The sequence below is a fragment of the Taibaiella chishuiensis genome, assembly GCF_003014535.1.
In the GTDB taxonomy this organism is placed as follows: domain Bacteria; phylum Bacteroidota; class Bacteroidia; order Chitinophagales; family Chitinophagaceae; genus Taibaiella; species Taibaiella chishuiensis.
Genome location: NZ_PYGD01000006.1, coordinates 195187 through 216319, shown reverse-complemented (window position 1 = coordinate 216319; position 21133 = coordinate 195187). Strand labels below are relative to the sequence as shown.

Annotated in this window: 14 protein-coding genes; 8 read left to right on the top strand and 6 right to left on the bottom strand. The window is 52.2% G+C overall.

Going from position 1 to position 21133, the window contains the following annotated elements; translation table 11 throughout:
* Positions 1–150 precede the first annotated feature (150 nt).
* Positions 151–1056, top strand: coding sequence for an NAD-dependent epimerase/dehydratase family protein (locus B0I18_RS16205; RefSeq protein WP_106523777.1), 906 nt, complete (start codon positions 151–153; stop codon positions 1054–1056).
* 80 nt (positions 1057–1136) lie between these two features.
* Here B0I18_RS16205 and B0I18_RS16200 read toward each other — a convergent pair whose 3' ends face one another.
* From B0I18_RS16200 to B0I18_RS16185, 4 genes are all read right to left on the bottom strand, one after another.
* Complete coding sequence (locus B0I18_RS16200) at positions 1137–2582, bottom strand: TolC family protein (protein ID WP_106523776.1); 1446 nt, start codon at positions 2580–2582, stop codon at positions 1137–1139.
* Positions 2575–5829 (bottom strand): efflux RND transporter permease subunit, encoded by a 3255-nt coding sequence (locus tag B0I18_RS16195; protein ID WP_106523775.1) that lies wholly within the window; start codon positions 5827–5829, stop codon positions 2575–2577. Before B0I18_RS16195 ends, B0I18_RS16200 begins: the two co-directional genes overlap by 8 nt.
* A 22-nt stretch (positions 5830–5851) precedes the next feature.
* On the bottom strand, positions 5852–6928 hold the full coding sequence (locus tag B0I18_RS16190; protein WP_106523774.1) for an efflux RND transporter periplasmic adaptor subunit: 1077 nt from the start codon (positions 6926–6928) through the stop codon (positions 5852–5854).
* 153 nt (positions 6929–7081) lie between these two features.
* A complete protein-coding gene (locus B0I18_RS16185) occupies positions 7082–7522 on the bottom strand; it encodes a hypothetical protein (RefSeq protein ID WP_146146770.1) in 441 nt (146 codons plus the stop codon).
* Positions 7523–7910: 388 nt separating this feature from the next.
* Here B0I18_RS16185 and B0I18_RS16180 point away from each other — a divergent pair, with 388 nt between their 5' ends.
* The 4 genes from B0I18_RS16180 (at position 7911) to B0I18_RS16165 (ending at position 17511) form a co-directional block, all read left to right on the top strand.
* Complete coding sequence (locus B0I18_RS16180) at positions 7911–8297, top strand: cysteine hydrolase family protein (RefSeq protein WP_106523772.1); 387 nt, start codon at positions 7911–7913, stop codon at positions 8295–8297.
* 96 nt (positions 8298–8393) lie between these two features.
* A complete protein-coding gene (locus tag B0I18_RS16175) occupies positions 8394–12758 on the top strand; it encodes a CusA/CzcA family heavy metal efflux RND transporter (RefSeq protein WP_106523870.1) in 4365 nt (1454 codons plus the stop codon).
* Positions 12759–12768: 10 nt separating this feature from the next.
* Positions 12769–13902 (top strand): efflux RND transporter periplasmic adaptor subunit, encoded by a 1134-nt coding sequence (locus tag B0I18_RS16170; protein ID WP_106523771.1) that lies wholly within the window; start codon positions 12769–12771, stop codon positions 13900–13902.
* Between the two features lie 330 nt (positions 13903–14232).
* A complete protein-coding gene (locus B0I18_RS16165) occupies positions 14233–17511 on the top strand; it encodes a T9SS type A sorting domain-containing protein (protein WP_106523770.1) in 3279 nt (1092 codons plus the stop codon).
* A gap of 181 nt (positions 17512–17692) precedes the next feature.
* Here B0I18_RS16165 and B0I18_RS16160 read toward each other — a convergent pair whose 3' ends face one another.
* Positions 17693–18385 (bottom strand): DUF2461 domain-containing protein, encoded by a 693-nt coding sequence (locus tag B0I18_RS16160; RefSeq protein ID WP_106523769.1) that lies wholly within the window; start codon positions 18383–18385, stop codon positions 17693–17695.
* A 141-nt stretch (positions 18386–18526) separates the two neighbouring features.
* Between B0I18_RS16160 and B0I18_RS16155 the strand changes: the two genes are divergently transcribed.
* Entirely contained in the window at positions 18527–19369 is an 843-nt protein-coding gene (locus B0I18_RS16155) for a helix-turn-helix domain-containing protein (protein ID WP_106523768.1), read from the top strand.
* 68 nt (positions 19370–19437) lie between these two features.
* Positions 19438–20088, top strand: coding sequence for an HD domain-containing protein (locus B0I18_RS16150; protein ID WP_106523767.1), 651 nt, complete (start codon positions 19438–19440; stop codon positions 20086–20088).
* 78 nt (positions 20089–20166) lie between these two features.
* Here B0I18_RS16150 and B0I18_RS16145 read toward each other — a convergent pair whose 3' ends face one another.
* Entirely contained in the window at positions 20167–20514 is a 348-nt protein-coding gene (locus B0I18_RS16145) for a VOC family protein (protein WP_106523766.1), read from the bottom strand.
* A gap of 163 nt (positions 20515–20677) precedes the next feature.
* Between B0I18_RS16145 and B0I18_RS16140 the strand changes: the two genes are divergently transcribed.
* Positions 20678–21100, top strand: coding sequence for a hypothetical protein (locus B0I18_RS16140; protein ID WP_106523765.1), 423 nt, complete (start codon positions 20678–20680; stop codon positions 21098–21100).
* Positions 21101–21133 lie beyond the last annotated feature (33 nt).

The following is a 21133-nucleotide window of genomic DNA, read 5'->3' as shown; positions in this document are numbered from 1 at the left end:
TATAATTTATGTAAAATAGTGCAAAAAATAACGTCCATTTGAAGAGGACCTTTAGTTGTGTTTATAATAATTATAATTGAATGGTATAATCCAGGTTATTTTAATAATAGATGAAACTACTGGAATTTTGCCGGATTAAAATACATACGCATGAATATCTTTTTAACAGGCGCAACAGGATACATCGGTAGTTCTGTTGCCGTTCATTTAAAGAACAAGGGGCATGCCGTTTACGGCTTGGTCCGCAACCCGGAAAAAGCCGCAGCTGTGCAGGCTCTGGGCATAATGCCCGTAGTGGGTACCCTGGACGACGTAGCATTGCTGGCGCAATATGCGGCCCAAAGCGATGCGGTGATCCATACGGCAGATGCAGACCACGAGCAGGCCGTCGCGGTGATGTTACAGGCGCTTGAAGGAACCGGCAAAACTTTTATACATACCTCCGGATCCAGTGTTGTTGGCGATGATGCGCTGGGCGCAACGGAAAGCCCGTTTATCTACGACGAGACCACTCCGTTTACCCCGATGGACATCCGCAGGGCCCGCGTTGCCCTTAATGAACGGGTACTCCATGCCGGCAGGGAAAGGGGGATCCGTACTGTGGTGATCGTGCCTTCGATGGTATATGGACAAAGCCTGGGCCTCGATGTGTCCAGCGATCAGTTGCCGGTCGTCTTTCGCAAGTCGCAGGAGGCAGGTATAGGCATCTATATGGGCGAAGGCCTTAATCGCTGGTCCAATGTACATATCGCCGACCTGGTAACCCTGTACCAACTGGCATTGGAACAAGCGCCCACCGGGTCTTACTTCTTTGCCGAAAACGGCGAAGCGTCGTATAAAGAACTGGCGGGTTATGTCAGCGAAGCCCTGGGTTTTGGCGGTGCGACCCGCTCCTGGCCTGCGGGCGATGCCCTTGCCGAACTGGGCGATTGGGCACGTTTTGCCCTGGGCTCCAATAGCCGTGTACGGGCATTGCAGGCCCGGCAGCTCCTGGGCTGGCAACCCGCGGCGGCCCCGGTACGGGAATGGATCTTATCGCAGAAGAAACAAGCCTGACCTGTTGTCCGGCCCATACGGGATAAAAAAGGAGCGGCAGCCCAAGGCTGCCGCTCTGATTTTTTTGGAAACGGGTGTGGTTATTGCCAACCGCCGCCAAGGGCCTGGTAGATATCCACCAGGGCATTCATCTGCTGTTTCTTGCTTTCGATCAGTTCGAACCTTGATTCCAAGGCATCGCGCTGGGTCATCAGTACTTCCATATAGTCGGCCTGTGCCGATTTAAACAAGGTGTTCGATATGTCTACTGATTGCAGTAAAGCCTTTACCTGCTGCGCTTTCAGGTCATAGCTCTGTTTTATATTACCGATCCGCGACAAGCGGTTGGCCACCTCGATATAGGCATTCAACACCGTACGTTCGTAATTGAATACGGCCTGTACCTGTTTGGCATTGGCGGTATAATACGTCGCCTTAATCGCATTACGGTTGATCAAGGGCGCCACCAGGTCGCCTGCTATCGAATACAGCAGCGATTGCGGTGTCTTGATCAGGTAAGAAGGATCGAAGGCCTGGTAGCCGATAGACGCTGAAATGCCCAGCGAGGGATAGAAGCGTGCTTTGGCCACTTTTACATCCAGCCTGGCAGCGGCCAGTTCCTGCTCTGCCTGCCGGATATCGGGCCGGTTGGCCATAAGCTGTGCCGGCATACCGGGCTGTATGACCGTAGGCACCAGGGTTTCCATCTCCTGCGTACTCCTTGCTATGGGTTGCGGGTAGCGCCCCAGCAGGAAATTGATCCGGTTCTCGGTCTCGGTAATCTTCTGCCGGATACCATATTGCAGGCTTTGGGTATTCAGTACCTGGGCTTCGAAACGCCGTACAGCCAGTTCGGTAACCCGCGTGGCTTCTTTTTGCAGTTTTACGATCCTTAAGGCATTGTTCTGGATGTCGATATTCTGCTTCACGATCGCCAGCTGGTTATCCAGTGCCAGCAGTTCATAATAGCTGTTGGCTACTTCGGCGATCAGGTTGGTAAGCAGGAAGTTCCTGCCTTCTACGGTAGCCAGGTAACGCGATACTGCGGCCTTTTTGGCATTACGCAGTTTTTTCCAGATATCGATCTCCCAACTGGCCTGCAATGCGATCCTATAATCAGGCAGGGCCTCCGGGACTTCTCTGCCCGGTGTAATCTCGGTGGAGGCATCGCCCGCACCCTGGCTGGTATAACGGCCTACTTTCTCTAAGCCCGCGCCGGCTTTCAGTCCTACAAAGGGCAGGTATTCGCCCTTCCTGGCCCTGATCTCGTTGCGGCTGATCTCGATTTCCTGCAGCGTAATGTTCAGTTCCTGGTTGCGAACCAGTGCTGTGTCGATAAGCGCCTCCAGGTAAGGATCGGTGAAAAAAGCCTTCCAGCTTAGCTTTGCGGTGTTGATGCTATCGGTTGCCGTATCGCCTGCATATACTGCCGGTACGTTTTTCTGCTCGGTCTTTTCGGCCAGTTTCGGTATGCCGCATGCGCCGTAAACCAGCGACAGGCAAGCGATGCTGCAATACTTATAAATACTGATGCGGTTATTACTCATGGTTATCATTTTTTTCAGGAGCCTGGTCGTCGGCCTCTTTCCTGCTTTTGAACAGTTTCAGTTTCCTTTTTTTCTTTTTCATTTTATTGCCCGTCAGGTCTTCGGTCAGCGGCACTTCATCCTCGTCGCGGATCAGCTGCCGGCCTTCTGCCAGGTTGGCAAAGATGTAGTACAGTCCCGGTACGACGATAACGCCGAACAAGGTACCCAGCAACATACCACCTGCCGATGAGGCGCCGATGGTACGGTTGCCCAGCGCGCCCGGACCCGTTGCGAAGAGCAGGGGAATAAGGCCCGCGATAAAGGCGAAGGAGGTCATCAGGATCGGGCGGAAACGGATTTTAGCGCCTTCGATGGCGGCTTCCAATATGGTGGAGCCCTGCTGGTGTTTCTGCACGGCAAACTCCACGATCAGTACCGCATTCTTACCCAGTAACCCCACAAGCATTACAAGGCCTACCTGGGCGTAGATATCGTTCGATAGCCCCATCATCTTGAGCAGCATAAACGCACCGAATACCCCTACCGGTAAAGAAAGGATTACGGCAAGCGGGATAATAAAGCTCTCGTATTGCGCAGCCAGTACGAAGTATACGAAGGCCAGTACGATCAGGAAGATGTACAGTGCTTCATTACCGCGTTCGGCCTCATCTTTCGAAAGACCCAGCCAGTCGATACCATAGCCCCTGGGCAGGGTGCTCTTGGCTACTTCCTGGATCACCTTGATGGCCTCGCCGCTACTGTAACCGATAGCCGGGGCGCCGTTGATCGCCGAGGCGGTATACATGTTGAAGCGGGTGATCTCGTTGAGGCCCTGTTTCTTTTTGATCTTCATAAAGGCCGAATAGGGTACCATCTCATCACGGTTATTCTTTACATACAACTTCAGCAGGTCGTCGGGCAGGGCCCTGTATTCGGGAGCGGCCTGTACATATACCTTAAAGAAGTTGCCGAAACGGATAAAGCCCTGTTCATAGGTACTACCGATCAGGATCGACAGGTTGTTCATGGCCGTACCGATCGATACGCCTTTCTGCATGGCTGCTTTATTGTCGATCTCGATTTCGTATTGCGGGTAGTTGGCGGCGAAGAAGGTAAACAGCCCCGTCAGCTCTTTCCGTTTTTTGAGGGCTGCCATAAATTCGTCATTCACCTTGCCGAAGGCTTCGTAATCGCCCGAGTTGGTCTTGTCGAGCAGGCGCAGCGAGAAGCCGCCCGCAGCGCCATAACCCGGTACCGCCGGTGGTTCGAAAAATTCGATGGTGGCGCCGGGTATCGCTTTGGCTTGTTGTTCCAGCTCTTCGATAATCTCTTTGGCCGAGTGTTTCCGGTCCGACCAGTCTTTAAGATTAATAAGGCAGGTGCCGGCGTTGGAACCACGGCCTTCGGTCAGTACTTCATAACCCGCCAATGCCGATACCGATTGTACGCCTTCCACATGTTCTGCAATATGCTGCAGCTGGTGCGATACGTCGTTGGTACGTTCCAGGGTCGAGCCCGGAGGTGTTTGTATGATCGCATAGATCTGGCCCTGGTCTTCGTTGGGTATAAAGCCCGAAGGCAGGCTGTTGCCCGTAATCCATATGCCGCCGCAGAAAGCGATCAGCAGGCCGAAGGTAACCACCCGGCGGTTTACGATGAGTCCCAGGAAATTGGCGTAACGTCCGGTAAGCCGTTCGAACCAGTTGTTGAAGGCGTCCAGCAGGCGGTTAATCGGTGTTTTCCGACGGGGCTGGCCATGGGTGTTTTTCAGCAGCATGGCGCAGAGCACCGGGGTAAGCGTAAGGGCTACCACACCGGAGATCACGATCGAGGTTGCCATAGTGATGGAGAATTGGCGGTAGAAGATACCTACGGGGCCACTCATAAAGGCCACCGGTATAAACACCGCGGTCATCAGCATGGTAATGGCGATAATGGCGCCGCTGATCTCCTGTAATACTTTTTTCACGGCCTTGTACGGGGTCAGGTGCTCTTCGGCCATTTTACTGTGTACCGCTTCCACCACCACGATGGCGTTATCTACCACGATACCGATAGCGAGTACGAGGGCAAACAGTGTGATCAGGTTAATGGTAAGGCCCAGCAGCTTCATAAAGATAAAGGCGCCGATCAGCGATACCGGTACCGCGAGGGTAGGGATGAGGGTAGAGCGCCAGTCGCCGAGGAAGAGGAATACCACGATGGCCACCAGGATAAAGGCTTCGGCCAGGGTATGCACTACCTTTTCGATAGAGGCGTCGAGGAAGTGCGATACGTCGTAGCTGATCTGGTAGTCCATGCCCGGCGGGAAGGAGCTGGCTTTAATCTCTTCGAGTTTGGCTTTTACCTCTTTGATTACATCGCTGGCATTACTGCCGTAAGTCTGTTTAAGTGTGATCGCTGCCGAAGGGTGGCCATCCATATTGGAATAGATATCGTAGAACTCGCTGCCCAGTTCAATGTCGGCAATGTCTTTCAGGTACAGCAGTTCGCCGTTGGCATTGGCCTTTACGATCACATCCTTATATTGTTCCGGTTTATTATAGCGGCCGGGATAGGTCAGTACATACTCGAGCGCCTGGGAGTGTTTACCGGAGCTTTGTCCGAGGCGGCCCGGCGAACCGATAATGCTTTGTTCGGCCAATGCGCTCATGACTTCTTCGGTAGATACGTTGTAAGCCCGCATACGGTCGGGTTTCAGCCAGATACGCATCGCATACTGGCGGCTGCCCAGGATCTTGGCGCTACCTACGCCCTTAAGCCTGCTCAGCTCAGGAATGAGGTTTACACCGGCAAAGTTGTACAGGAAGTTTTCGTTGGCTTTGGGATCTTTACTGTAAAGGTTTACATACATCAGCATGTTGGGCGAGGTATAACTCACCACGAGCCCTTCGCGTTGTACCAGTTCGGGTAGCCTGTTGGTGACCTGTTCGATGCGGTTTTTTACGTTAACCACCGCTTGGTTGGGATCTACATCGAGATCGAACACCACCTGGATGGTCGCTTCACCGGCGCTGGTCGCGTCGGAGGTCATATATTTCATGCCCGGTGCACCGTTAATGGCTTTCTCCATGGGGATCAGCACCGAGTTAACGAGTACGTCGGCGGAGGCGCCGGGGTAGGCTACGTTTACCACCACCATAGGCGGGGCAATAGAAGGAAACTGTGATACCGGTAGGGTATTGATGGCCAGGATGCCCATAAAGATGATGACAACAGACATCACAATTGCAAGCACCGGCCTTTGAATGAATTTATTAAACATGGTCTTGTTTTTTTGGCTTGAATTATTCTGCATGCAGGTTTAGCTGCGACATCACTGTGCGGGGCTCGCGGAAATCATACTTGATCTTATCATTCTCTTTTACTTTGCGCAGGCCTTCCAGCAGGATCTTATCCGTGGGGGCCAGGCCTTTAACCGCGTAGAGGTTTTCCATTTCTGCGCCAACGGTGATCTCTCTTGTTTTAACCTGGTTGTCCTTGTTGATCACGAACACGTATTTTTTATCGAGTATCTCGAAGGTGGCTTTCTGCGGGATGATAACGGCGCCTTTAAGCGGTACCAGCATTTTGATAGTGCCTGTTTCACCATGGCGCAGCAGGCCTTTGGGATTGGGGAAGGTGGCACGGAAGGGGATATTGCCGGTTTCATTATCGAAGTCGGCTTCTATGGTTTCGACAACACCGGGATAAGGGAACATCTGGTGGTTGGCCATCTGCAGGCTTACCTTGGGCGTATCGCGGGCTTCTTTAGTACTGTAGTCGAGGTATTCGGCTTCAGGTACGTTGAAGTAAACCCACATATGACTGTTGTCGGCCAGGGTGGTCAGCAGGGCGCCTTCATCCACCAGGCTGCCGGGTCTTACCTGCAAGCGATCGATAATGCCGTCGAACGGCGCCCTGATCTCGGTAAACTGCAGGTGTACTTTATTCAGCGACAGCTCGGCTTTGGCCTTGTTGAGTTTGGCTTTTGACATCGCCAGCTCGTTAGGCGCCACGATATTGCTGTCTGCAAGTTTCTTGGTATTCTGGTATTCGATTTCTGCAAAATTAACTTCGGCAGCAGCCTTCTCCATTTCGGCGCCGTAGAGCTGCGGCATGATCTGGAACAGCAACTGGCCCTTTCGTACAAACTGTCCTTCGTCTACATAACTCTTCTCGAGGTAACCCCGTTCCTGGGCCCTGAGTTCGATATGCCGGATCGAGCGGATCTGGCATACATAATCGGTGTAGATCGCGGTATCCACCTGCAAAGGGCTGGTCGCTAAAAGTTTGGTCTCCACTTCTTTTTCTTTTTCAGAAGTTTTGCAGCTTGTATAGCCAACGAGGGCACACAGGCCCATAAGCATGAGCTTTTTGTTCATGTTGTTTATTGTTTAACCGTATGTTTCTTGGGGAATTTTTTTTGGAGGATGCACACAGGGGTCCCGGCGCTGCATCAGGCTGCATTAGCGAATACAGGCTGCGTGTAGCGTTGCGTAATAAAAAAATGCAGGACGGCCTGCCTGTAAACGGGATCAGATCCGGAATACCCGGAACAGGACATAAAGCCTGTTGCAGGGCGCGGAAAAGCGATCCTGGTCGGGTAGCAGGGAGTTATCATCCGGTAGACCAGGAAGACCGGAGGACAGTTGGTAGAAGGCTGTGGCAATAAGATGACCTGCAGGGAGGAAGGGAGCAGGTTTGCCGTTTTTATATTTTTTTAAACTTACTGTTTCATCGTCTTCATCATCGATGAGGACCAGTTTACGGTTATTTTTACGATGCGTCTTTTTCTGCGCTTTCAGGGTTTCTGCATTAACGGCATCGTGTTGCTGCAGCTCGCTGGCAGGTGCGGTTATCCCTTTAAGAACGGGGATAGGTTGGGGGACACGGACAGGCTGCGAATCCGCAAATACGCTATGTTCGCTTACCAGCGAAAGGCTCAACAGCAGTAAAAACCTGATCAGCAGTTTCATTTCCGGCGCCAAAGCTAGGTAAACTTGTATCACGGCGCACATAAAGCAATTGTTAATCCCGCAGCCGGGCTTAGATCATGTATATGCTTATCTGTTTATATGCCTTTGCTGGCTTGCGTTTGCGCCGGCATGCCCATGATGGCGGAATTGGAAATTTTGCAATAATCATGTAGTGGATGTTAGCGCTTTACCCAACGTCAGCTTGGATACCCCGGCTTGTAACCGGCTCCCAGGGCGGCTTGCAGCACGAAGCCATAATACGGGCTTATGTTAAGTTTTTAGGATGGCCGCCCTGGCTGCGCTTGCTAACGAGCCGGCTACACAATTTTTATTTTTATGTTGCGTGCACCTGGCGCTTCTTTAAAGGATATGACTTAATTTTGCGCCCATGAAAAAAGTATTACTCTACATCCTGTTAGTGGTTATGGTAGTAGGGAATACTTCGTTCGGCCAGTTGTGTAAGATCAATTTTCTTTTCCGGCATTTCCACGAACACCAGCAACGCGACAACAGTATATCGCTGATCGGTTTCCTTCGGATGCATTACTGGGGCAAGGATCTGCCCGACCACGACGAGGAACAGGACAACCAGCTTCCTTTCAAACACGTGGCGCATCATGTACATTTCGACGTTTATCCTCCTGTAGCACCGGCGCTTTTATTGCCGCCTGTTTTATATTACAGCATCGTTTATGGGTGGCCCCGGCATTGTTACCTGCCCGAAGCCAGTCCGCACGACTTGTTGCGTCCCCCCAGACTGTACCCTGTAGCTTAACCCGGTATCCTTACCGGCGGCAGGTTAATGATACCTGCTTACCCGCGGCTCCTGCCGCAGGTATCCTGCTATTTGTGTATTTCTAAACTTATTTTTATGCTGAACAAGATTATCAGCTTTTCCGTAAGGAATAAGCTGGTCGTCGGCCTGTTCGTACTTGCCCTGGTTTGCTGGGGCGCTTACGAAGTAACCAGGCTGCCTATCGATGCCGTACCCGATATTACCGATAACCAGGTACAGGTGCTTACGGTATCTCCCTCCCTGGGCGCTCCCGATGTGGAACGGCTCATTAGTTTCCCGGTCGAACAGGCCTGTAGTAATATTCCCGGCCTTAAACAGATCCGGAGTTTTTCCCGGTTCGGCTTATCGCTGGTGACTCTTGTTTTTACTGACGAAACAGACCTGTACTGGGCCCGGCAACAGGTCAACGAACGGCTGCAACAGGTAACGCGCGACCTGCCACAGGGTATCGGTGCGCCCGAACTGGCGCCTGTATCCACTGGTCTGGGTGAGATTTATCAATATGTAGTACGGCCCAAACCCGGTTATGAAGACCGCTACGATGCCATGCAGCTCCGTACCCTGCAGGACTGGACCGTACGCCGCCAGTTAATGGGTACGCCGGGCGTGGCCGAGGTTTCCAGCTTCGGCGGCCGGCTCAAGCAATACGAGATCGCCGTAACCCCGGGCCGGCTCAAAGCCGCCGGTATCACTATTGCCGAGGTATTCGATGCGCTGGAGCGTAACAATGAAAATACCGGTGGCGCTTATATCGAAAAGGGCCCTACGGTATTGTACATCCGCAGCGAGGGCCTGACCCGCAGCCTCGACGATATCCGCAAGATCGTGGTAAAACGCCTGCCGGACGGTATGCCGCTCCTGGTGCGTGATGTGGCCGAGGTGCGTTATGGATCGGCTATCCGTTACGGCGCTATGACCTATAACGATAAAGGCGAAGTGGCCGGCGCGGTGGTCATGATGCTGAAAGGTGAAAATGCCTCCCAGGTGGTCAAACGGGTCAAGGAGAAGATTGCCGAGATCCAGAAGTCCTTACCCGAAGGTGTCGTGATCGAACCTTTCCTCGACCGTACCAAAATGGTAGACAACGCGATCAGCACAGTAGAGCATAACCTGCTCGAAGGCGCGCTCATCGTGGTTTTTGTGCTGGTCTTCTTCCTGGGTAACCTGCGGGCGGGGCTTATCGTGTCCTCGGTAATCCCTTTATCCATGCTCTTTGCCATTATCCTGATGAATATGTTTGGGGTGGGCGGCAACCTGATGAGTCTTGGCGCAATTGACTTCGGCCTTATTGTCGATGGCTCGGTAATCGTCGTAGAAGCCATCCTGCACCGCTTTTCGCATTCCCATCATTTCAGGGGTACGGAGCGGCTCGACCAGGTACAGATGGATAAAGAGGTGGAGCATTCCACTTCCGGTACGATCAAATCGGCTGTATTCAGCCAGATCATTATCCTGATCGTTTATTTCCCGATCCTTTCGCTGCAGGGTATCGAAGGCAAAATGTTCAAGCCTATGGCCTGGACCATTGCTTTTGCTATACTGGGCGCTTTCCTGCTGTCGATTACCTATGTGCCGATGATGAATGCCTTGTTCCTGAACAAGAAGCTGCGGCACAAGCCTACGCTGGCCGATAAGATGAGTATATGGCTGGAGCGTAAATACCAGCCCCTGCTTAAAAAGGTAATGCGTTACCCGAAAACGATCATAGCAGTTACGCTTTCACTGCTTGCCGCGGCGATCCTGTTGCTGGGCAGCCTGGGCGGCGAGTTTATCCCCCAGATCGAAGAGGGCGACTTCGCGGTAGAGACCCGCCTGCTTACCGGCAGCAACCTCAACAATACGATCAAATATACGCAGCAGGCATCGGCCATCCTGTTGCAGCAGTTTCCCGAGGTAACCAAGGTTGTGACCAAGATCGGCAGCGCCGAGATCCCCACCGATCCTATGCCTTTTGAAGCCGGCGATATGATGGTGATCCTGAAACCCAAGAACGAATGGACATCGGCCCGTTCTTTCCCCGAACTGTCGGAGAAAATGACCAAAGCCCTTAATGCCGTACCGGGCATCACCGTGGGTTTCCAGTTCCCGGTACAGATGCGGTTTAACGAACTGATGACCGGCGCCCGGCAGGATGTGGTCTGTAAGATATTCGGCGAAAACCTGGACTCGCTTGCCGCTTATGCCCACCGGCTCAACGGCATTATCCAGACCGTGCCCGGTGCGATCAATATCTATGAAGAAACCGTTACCGGTATGCCGCAGGTGGTTATCCGCTACGACCGCGATGCCATGGCCCGCTATGGCCTGAATGTGCAGGACGTGAACCGCGCGGTAAATGCGGGTTTTGCGGGCCAGGCTGCCGGCCAGGTATTTGAAGGCGAGAAGCGCTTCGACCTGGTGGTAAGACTGGATAACGATGCGCGGCAGAACCTGGAAGACGTGCGCAACCTGCTGATCCCCGCGCCGGGTGGAGTACAGATACCGGTGTCGGAAGTGGCGCAGATCGAAGAGGTGGAAGGCGTAAACCAGATCCAGCGCGAAAACACGCGCCGTCGTATCGTAATCGGCTTTAACGTAAGTGGCCGCGATGTACAGTCGATCGTAACGGAGCTGCAGCAAAAGGTACAGCAACAACTCAAGCTGCCGGCAGATTACAAACTGGTCTACGGCGGTTCGTTCGAAAATATGAATGCGGCCAAAGAGCGGTTGAGCATTGTGGTGCCTGTGGCCCTGCTCATGATCTTCCTCTTATTGTATTTCGCTTTTAATTCGGTCAAGCAGGGATTGTTGATCTATACGGCTATCCCCTTATCCGCTATTGGCGGTATCCTGGCGCTCTGGCTGCGCGATCTGCCCTTTAGTATTTCTGCCGGTGTAGGGTTTATTGCCCTGTTCGGCGTGGCGGTGCTGAATGGTATCCTGCTGGTTACCGAATTTAACCGGCTTAAAAAAATGGGCTGGACCGACGAAGACCGTATCGTGATCCATGCCACCAAATCCAAGCTGCGTGCGGTGTTGATGACGGCCCTCGTGCCATCGCTGGGTTTTATACCCATGGCGGTGAGCACCGGTGCGGGTGGCGCGGTACAAAAGCCACTTGCCACCGTGGTGATCGGCGGGTTGATCGTATCTACCTTACTCACATTGTTTGTATTGCCTGTGTTTTATATCCTCTTCGAAAGGGGCTTCGGTTTTTTTCGTAAGCCGCGCAAAGTAGCTGTGTTACTGGTTTTGCTGGGTACGCTGGGTACAGCGGGTTATGCGCAACAGCGGGTAACGCTGCAGCAGGCCATTACTTTACAACAACAGCATAACCTGTCGCTGAAGGCCTACCGGCTCGCCGAAACGCATCAGCAGCAATTATCCCGTACGGCATTCGACCCGGATAAAATGCTGGTCGCCGCAGAGTATGGCCAGTTGAACAGCGCAGCTAAAGATACCCGGTTTGCCATTAGCCAGTCGTTCCAGTTTCCAACGGTGTATATGCAGCAAAAGAAACTGTTGCGGGCCAATGAAGTCTATGCCGGTAAACAAACGCTGAACCAGGCCGGTGAGCTTCGTACGGAGTTGAAGCGCGTTTTTTACCAGTTATTGTTACTGGAGGAACGGAAGCAGGTATTGCAGCATGCCGATAGTATTTATATCCGTTTCGCCGATAAGGCGCTTAACCGTTTTAAGGCAGGCGATGCCGATCGCCTGGAATCCGGTACGGCTACCAGTCAGCGCATGCAGATCTACCTGCAGCTGCAGGAATTGCTGGCAGAGGAGGAGGCCTGCAGGCTAAAGCTGGCCTATCTTACCGGTACGGATTCGGTGCTGGTTCCTGCCGCAGATAGTATCGTTTATTATAATAGCGCCTTCCTGCCGGACAGCACGGTATCGGGCAGTCCGCAACTGCAACTGCAGCAGGCCGGCCGCTTGCAAAGCGAAACAGCCTACCGCCTCGAAAAGCAAAAGCTGTTGCCGGCGCTGACACTTGGTTACGCCAATATGTCCTTAAGAGGCTGGCAAACCTTGCCCGACAGGTCCGATGTGTTCTATGCACCGGCCGACCGCTTCCAGTCGGTAAGCCTGGGCATTGGTATTCCCCTGTTCTGGGGGGCTGGCGCCGCAAGGATTAAGGCTGCCAAAACCAACCTGCGGTTCCGGGAGCAGGAACTGGAAGATACCCGCAGCCGGCTGGGCGCCGAGCTGGGCGCGGCCCTTGCACGTTACCGCTATCAGGTGGGCCGGGTACAGGCCAGCAGGCAGGTCTTATTGGCCAATGCGCAGATGATCATTGCCACGGCCGGTAACCGGCTCGATGCCGGTGAGATTAATTACCTGGACTGGGTGATCCTGGTCAACCAGGCATTCGGTATACAGGCGCAATACTATGATGCGGTACAGCAACTCAATGAAGCCACATTCGAAATCGAACGTTTAAAAGGAACGAATTAAAACAAAGATCATGACCCACAAACTTTTTTATATACTGCCTGTACTGGCGCTCCTGGCATCCTGCAAGGGAGAGCCTCAAAAGCAGGCTGCGGCGGTAAAGACAAAACCGGCAGAAGACAATACCATTACGCTAAGTCCCGAACAGTACCGGAACGCCGCATTACAGGTAGGGCAGCCCGAACAACGCACCATTTCCGCAACCTTAAGGGTAAACGGTGTTGTGGATGTACCACCGGCCAATATGCATACCATTAGTTTCCCGATGGGCGGTTATATACGCAGCATCAACCTGTTGCCCGGTATGCAATTGCGCAAGGGCCAGGTAATGGCTACAATCGAAGACCAGGGCTTTGTACAGTTGCAACAGGATTATCTTACGGCTAAATCGAAACTCAACTTCGACCGGGCCGACTTCGAGCGGCAGCAACTGCTCAGTCAGACCGAATCGAACAGCCAGCGTACGCTGCAGCAGGCCACTGCTACTTATGAAAGCCAGAAGGTCCTGCTTAAAGCCCTGGGCGAAAAGTTAAGGCTTATCGGTATCAATCCCGATAAACTCAGCGAAGGCACGTTGTCGCGTACGGTAGCTGTTTATGCACCAGTTTCGGGGTATATCAGCAAGGTTAATGTTAACCAGGGTAAATATGTAGCGCCTACCGATGTCCTGTTTGAGCTGATCGATCCTTCGGAGCTGCATATCAACTTACGCGTTTTTGAGAACGATGCCCAGAACCTCAAACCCGGGCAGGTAGTGACCTGTGCCTTAAACAACAAGCCCGACCAGAAGTTCCGCACCCGGGTGGCCTATGTAGCGCATAACCTCGACGACGACCGGGCAGTGGCCGTACATTGTCATCTGGAAAAGCCGGTCGCCGGCCTGCTTGCGGGTAATTTCGTAAGTGGCGAGATCGAACTGAACGATCAGGTGGTAAGCGCCGTTCCTGATGGGGGGCTTGTAAGCTGGCAGGGTAAGCGGTATGTGTTTACGACAAACGACCGCAAATCCTTTACCCTGGTGCCCGTGGCTACGGGCGCCAGCGCGGCAGGATTTACCGCCTTACAAGCGGCGGTACCCGGCAATGAGTTAGTTACGCATAATGCCTATGTGCTGCTCACCATGCTGAAGAATAAATCGGAAGACTAATACAAGCCGGCATTGAACCGACCGGAGTATTACCCTGCGCAACAGGGTGATGCTCCGGTTTTTTAATGTTTTGATGAATCTGGAATGCTGTTGCCGGGCGTCATGATCCGCTTTAAGGGGCATGATTTAAAACAGGAGCAATATACATTTGTTTGTTTTAGTTAATTAATACAATTATTTTTTTTATTAAATACATATAAGCGTTAATTAGTGTAAAGCTACTAGGAACGACCAATAAATGGCATTAAGTTTAGCCTGGGTAAGCACATCCGGGCAACCATTTTAAGCGCGATGGCTTACACGCGTCTCTTCTTCTAAAAGGTCGATCTTATGTCAGAAAACTACATCACGAAGCAAATGCTATTGCTCCTGTTTGCTACTACTTTTTTTTCGCTTACTGCTCCTGCACAGGTCCCAGGCAACTTAAAGGAGGCCGGTACTGCATCAACGCCTGTTTGCGGTAACCGGTCCAGGCTCGATCAACGGTGGGGAAAAGCAGGTATTTTCGGCGGTTATACGCCGGCGCAGGAGATACTCGAAAAGCGAAGCCGGACTACAAAACATTTTTCCAACGGTAATGGCACGGCTACTGCCCAGGTTATGCCGGGGGGGATTCATTACCAGGATGCCCTTGGCGCCTGGCAGGATATAGACATGGCTATTACTTCCAACCCTGCCCTCAATAATCCTTACCGCTATGTAAACCTGACCAATGAGGTTAAAAGTTTTTTCCCGGGAACTGCCGGGGTAGCGCCTGTGAAATTGCAGGCGGGAGCCCAACTATCCTTTGAATGGTGGAAAAATCCGAAGCATACTTATAAGGATGCGAATACGCTGCGGGAATATGTTCCGCATGCGCAGGCCGCCGTTGTTGCTGCTGACGGCAGTAATCTTACTTATCCGGGCATCTATCCCAATATTACCGAAGAATTTGTAGTAGTAAACGGCGGTGTAGAGAACAATACGATTATTCATGCCCTCAGCCCTGATATCGCTGGCCTTTCTGCAAACGGGCAGGTTGCGTTCTCTCAATTTATACCGCTGAAAAGCGGCTGGCAGGTAATAAGCAGTACCGGTCAGGTCCATCATAGTAATTTCGAAACCAACAGTTTTTCTATTCTTGTTCCCGGCAACCCGGAACAAATCAACTTTGGTGATATCATCGTTTTTGACCATGGTATTACCAGGGAAGAGGTATTCGATATTATAGGTCTGCCTGCCGAAAAGCGCTCGGCGCAACAACAGTTGTTGATCAATAAACATGTCTACAGGGGGAGCTACCAGGTAACTTTTGTACAAGGGGGAATTGAAGTAAGCAGCAGTATCGGAGCGGCCTGGCTGCAGGCTTCCGGTCGTGTATTCCCTGTTACGATAGACCCTGTGGTAACGATAGGGACGACTACCGGAGGCACCACTACCTATTGCACATTGGTTCATCTTTACGGTTATCAGCGAAATGCCGAATTGTACCTGCAGTCGGAAATCGGTGCATACGGAAATATTACAGCTATCGAGTATTATAAAAACAATACTGCCGCTTCAAGGACCAAGCCCACTAAAGTATGGATGCGTACTACTACGGCTACCACGGTTCCCGCGGCTCCCGGGGTTGCCTGGAATTCGACGACCTATACCGGGGGCTTAAGCACTCTGTTCGACGGGAATACCACACAGGACAATACCGTGGGCTGGAAGATGATCACCCTAACCACACCTTTCAGTTATACAGCCGATAATTTAATGATCATGGTTAAATCGGATTATGGTGGTAGCGGTAGTGCTCAGGGTATTGCTGGTAACTCGAGTATAGCCAACAGGTCGGCGGCAAGAAACCAGGATGGAACAGATCCTGCAGAAACAAGTTTAGCTACGCCAAACGGAACCTTATATAAGCTCTCGGACGTTCGTATTACCTACACCACTTCAACTCCGGTACTTTGTGCCGTGCCCACCGCGCCCACCGCAACGGCAGTTACGGCTACCACGGCATCGCTTAACTGGACACAAACCGGAACACCACCCCAATGGCAGATCAAATACGGTCCGGCCGGTTTTAATGTAAATACGGCGGGCACATCTATATTTACGCCCAGCAAGCCTTATACCCTTAATCCGCCGCTTACGCCTGCCACTGCTTATAGTTATTATGTACGTGCCGCATGTGGACCCGGCGATACCAGCGCATGGTCGGCCGTAACCAATTTTACCACAGCCTGCGTGCCGCCTGTTATTACTTCCCAAAGGGACAGCTTTAATTGCGGACCGGGCACAGTGGTATTGAGTGCTACTGCATCTGCAGGGGGCGGTATCAAATGGTATGCCGCGCTGACCGGCGGAACGGCCTTATTTACCGGTAATGTATTTACTACTCCTTCTCTTACAACAACGACTACTTATTATATCGCCGCAGCTTCCGGTACCTGCGAGAGCACGCCACGGCAGGCCGTGGTGGCTACCGTAAGACCTGTACCCGTCGTTAATATCGGCAACGATACCACGATTTGCCCAGGCATTACCTATACGCTGAACGCCGGTAATCCCGGCGCTGGTTATGCCTGGAGTACAGGAGCCTCTACTCAATCCATTACGGCAAGTACCCCCGGCAATTATTCAGTAACGGTAACGATGAATAGTTGCAAAAACACGGACACACTTAAAATAACGGCAGGTGTGGTACCGCAAAACAACCTGCCGGCTACCCTGGATCTCTGCCAGGGCTCAACGGCAACGCTCGATGCCGGCAATACGGGCAGCAGCTATCTTTGGTCGCCGGGCGCTGCAACCACGCAAACGATCGAGGTAACGACCGGCGGTATAAAGTCAGTAGCCATAAAAAGCACTACCGGTTGTGTGATCAACAGTAGCACCGATGTGACTATGCGGCCCTTGCCTGTAGTCAACCTGGGTAGGGATACGGCTTTCTGCCGGGGTAATACCCTGTTACTTGATGCGGGCAATCCCGGGGCCGGCTTCCTCTGGAACACCGGTGTTACCAGCCAGACCCTGAATGTCAATACCACAGGTATGTACAGCGTCCTGGTTACCGATCATTATTCCTGTAAGCAAAGCGATACCATCCACATTATCGTGAAAGCCAATCCATCCGGAATGATCAATGCGATATACGGCGATACCGCCACCTATACCTTCAATATCAATAATCCAAAGTTCATCACGACTTATACCTGGGATTTTGGCGATGGCAGCCCGCGGGCCGATGGGCCGCAGGTACAGCACCGTTATACCCGCAACGGTATCTATACCGTAAGCGTAAAACTGGCGGGAGATTGTAACGATAGCCTGCTGCAATCAAGGACTGTAGATGTATTTGACGGGCAGGGTACCGGTATTGCCGGCCGGGAAGAGGGCGCGGGTTTATTACTTTACCCTAACCCTGCTACAACGCGGATTACGGTAGCGCATAGAAACGCAGCCTGGCAACCTGTAGCCTATCGTATCGTTAATACCTTGGGCGTTACGCTGCTGACCGGCAGGATGACCGGTAACACGCAACATATCCCTGTTGCATCGCTTGCGCCGGGCGTTTATTTTATCCATATTGTTACCGGTAAAGGACAGCTTAGCCGGAAATTTGAAATCCTGAAGTAAAGTAAGGTACAACATAAACAAACAGCATCGTTCCCCGTTACGGAACGATGCTGTTTGCTTTGAGACAATAGGGTTAAACCTGGTATTGAAACCCGCTATAGATCAGGCGGGCTGTAGTGATATACGGGTTTTAATACGTGGAAACACGTATTAACAGCACACAGGAACCGCAGCGGAGTATTTAAAGCTGCAGCCCGTTGGCATCGGTGGTAAGCACCTGGCTCATATAGTCGAGAAAGGGCCGCATATGCCGGAAGGTCCGATCCACTTCGGTCACGAAATCCGGCGCCAGCACAGCTTCGTCGGGGAAATGACGGATGAGCAGGAATTGTTTATAGCGGAGCAGGTCGATAGCTTCATCAGCCGGGTCGAAGCCTTTTGGCGCGGTCTTGAGCTGTTCGCCCTCCATTTGGCCGAATATCTTTTTAAAAGAATTGTTGCCGATGATGGCGCGCAGCGCTGCGGGATCATAGCTGATCTCTTCGCGTATGCGTTTGAGGTCGGGGGCATTAGGCGCCCAGAAGCCGCCTGCAACATAGGTTTTGCCGGGTTGTATATGATAATAGTACCCGCCCCTCCGGTATTTGGTAGCGCGCCGGAAACCGCCGGCCCAGTTGGTTTTATACGGTGTTTTGTCTTTCGAAAAACGGGTATCCCGGTAGATACGTTGCATACCCTGTTTGCCCGTAGGTGTTTCGATCTGGTCGTGCCGGTTAAGGGCCCCGAGCAGCGCATCGGCCCAGGCTTCCACATGGGCCTGTTCTTCCAGGAAACGGTCTTTGTTGTTGTTAAACCATTCGCGGTAGTTGTTTTCCCCGAGAGTGACCAGGAAGTCCAGGACAGAAGCGGGAAGGGCAGGGGGAGCAAGGGGCATGATAGTTGCTTTTTTCGACGAGCAGCAAAGATAAGGCTTGTTGTGTATCCTGTCTGCCCGCCTTTATCGTAGCGCCATCAATTTTAACGATGTCTTGTCCGCAGGCTAAAGCTTAGTTTTGCCGCTGATCTGTCAATCGTTATGGACATTATCCCGGAACCGGAAATAAAAGAATCGTTTTGCGTAATGGAATTACAGGCGGCGGCTACCTCACCTGTTGCCGAACGGCTGTATTATCATCGTATCCTGCTGGTGGCGCAGGGCAGCGGCGCCCTGGTCATAGACGAACGGTCGTACCCGGTCGATGACCATACGCTATTCCTAATCGCCCGGGGACAGGTAGTGCATTGCGCGGCAGATACCAGGTTGCATGGCTTTACGCTTAGCTTTGGCGATTGTTTCTGGGAGCGCAGCCCGGCCAGCGCCAATAACTGCAAGGCGGTACTGTTCAATAATGCGGCCGATAACCAGTACCAGGTGTTGACGTCTCCCGATTACGAACAATTACATACCCTGGTTACAGCCTTGTACCACGAATACCTGCTCCCTGCTTATCCCAACAAGCTTGATGCACTGGCCGCTTACCTGAAGATCCTCATGATCAAACTGGCTCATGTAAGCAGGAAAGAACTGCCCGGTTTCGATGCGTTTTCGCGGCAGTGTTATCACCGGTTTACCGAACTGGTCAGCATACAATATAAATCACTCCACGATGTGGCTTCTTATGCGCGCCAGCTCCATATCACGGCCCGTAGCTTATCGGATTGCTGCCGCAAATATGCCGGCAAAGGTGCTAAAGAGATCATCAATGGTCAATTGGTGGCGGAGGCCAAACGGGCTTTGCAGTTCAGCACCTTACCTGTCAAGGAGATCGCCTATGAAATGAACTTCAGCACACCCGAACAGTTCAGTCATTTCTTCCGCAAGGAAACTGGTTGTGCACCGCTTGACTTCCGCAACCGCTTCGTCAATACCGACAGGTAATCTGCCGGTTCTGACCATTGGGGCGAAAGGTACGCGGGTAATTTTGCAGGTATAAAAACAATAATTTTATGTCTGTATTACCCAACAAAGAAATTGCCGGCATCCGCATACCGGACAGCAAACTGGCGACCGAAGCAACCGAACTGTTGCTGGAACATGGCACCCCGTTTATTTATAACCATTCGATGCGTGTATTCCTGTTTGGCGCGCTTAATGGCCGGCGTGGCGGGCTGGATTACGACCCGGAGCTGCTTTACATCAGCGCCGTTTTTCACGACCTCGGGTTGACCCGCAGGTACAGCAGTCCCGATAAACGCTTCGAGGTGGATGGCGCCAATGCGGCCAGGGCCTTCCTGCAGGGACATGGCATACCTACCGGCGCTGTACAGCTTGTCTGGGACGCCATTGCCTTACATACGACCATCGGTATTGCCGAACATAAAGAAGCCGAGGTGGCTTTATTGTACTCCGGTGTGGGCCTGGATGTAATGGGCGAAGGTTACGAACACCTCACTGCGCAGCAACGCGAAACGATTCTCGCGGCCTTTCCCCGCAACGATTTCAAAAAGAAGATCATCCCAACCTTCTTCTCCGGTTTCGAACATAAGACGGAAACGACTTTCGGCAATATCAAAGCGGATGTTTGCGCTTATATGATCCCCGGCTTTCAGCGGAAAAATTTTTGCGATTGTATCCTGCATTCGCCCTGGAGCGAATAAGCGTTCGCCAGGGGTAAAAGGGCCGGCACAGTCGTGATGCCGGCCCTTTCTTATCAGGAGCTGTGCTGCATCTGCCGTCTACACATGTTGCAGTATGTTGACCAGTTTGCCAAAAGGATCGCGCACATAAAAACGGTATACACCCCAGGGTTCTGTAACAGGGCCATATACCGCCGTGAACCCCGCTGCCTGCATCTGTTCCAGCACAAGGGCCACGTCTGCTACTTCGATAGAGAGGTCGGGCACGGGCGTACCCGAACCGCCTTCGGTTGCAAAGCTTACCTGTAGCGGCATCCGGGTGTCGCTGCCATAGGTAACGATCCAGCCATGATCCATAAGCATATCCAGGCCCAGTATCGTTTCATAGAACGTGCGCGCAGCGGCAGGGTCTGTTACCGCGATATTCGCTACAATACGTTTTACCATAAAGATTCGTGAAAGTTTGCAGTAAAATTAAAAGGTTTGTCTTTCGAAAGGCCTATGCAATAACAATTTGCAGCTATTTGTCGCGAATTACCCCTTTTGTGTCACTTTCAACCCCGGAAAACGCCATACAGGCTTTGTATGTTTGTACTACAAAACCGTACCTATGCAAATCCTGCAGCTACCGGAATCTATGCTTACCTATGGCCTTGCCGCCGATACGTTCCCGGAGGGCATTCAACAGGCGCATGAACGCTTACACCGTTTGCTGCCTGTTCATAAACAACGCAATTATTTCGGGCTCTCCTGGCCTTACGACGGACAGATCATTTACCTGGCGGCAACAACGGCCGTGGCCGGCGAAGACCTGGCGACAGGCGGTTTGCAGGTGAAAGAGATTACAGCGGGGGCTTATCTTTATATCGATGTGCCGTTTTATAACCAGCATCCGGAGCAGATCGGTATTGCGATCCGCAAATTGATTGCAGACGAACGCATTGATCCTGCCGGCTTTTGTATCGAATGGTACCTCGATGGCGGCTTATGCCGTTGTATGGTCAGGATGCAGGAAGCAACAGCACATATTTAATCCGTTTTTTTTCGTCCACTATAAAATATACGA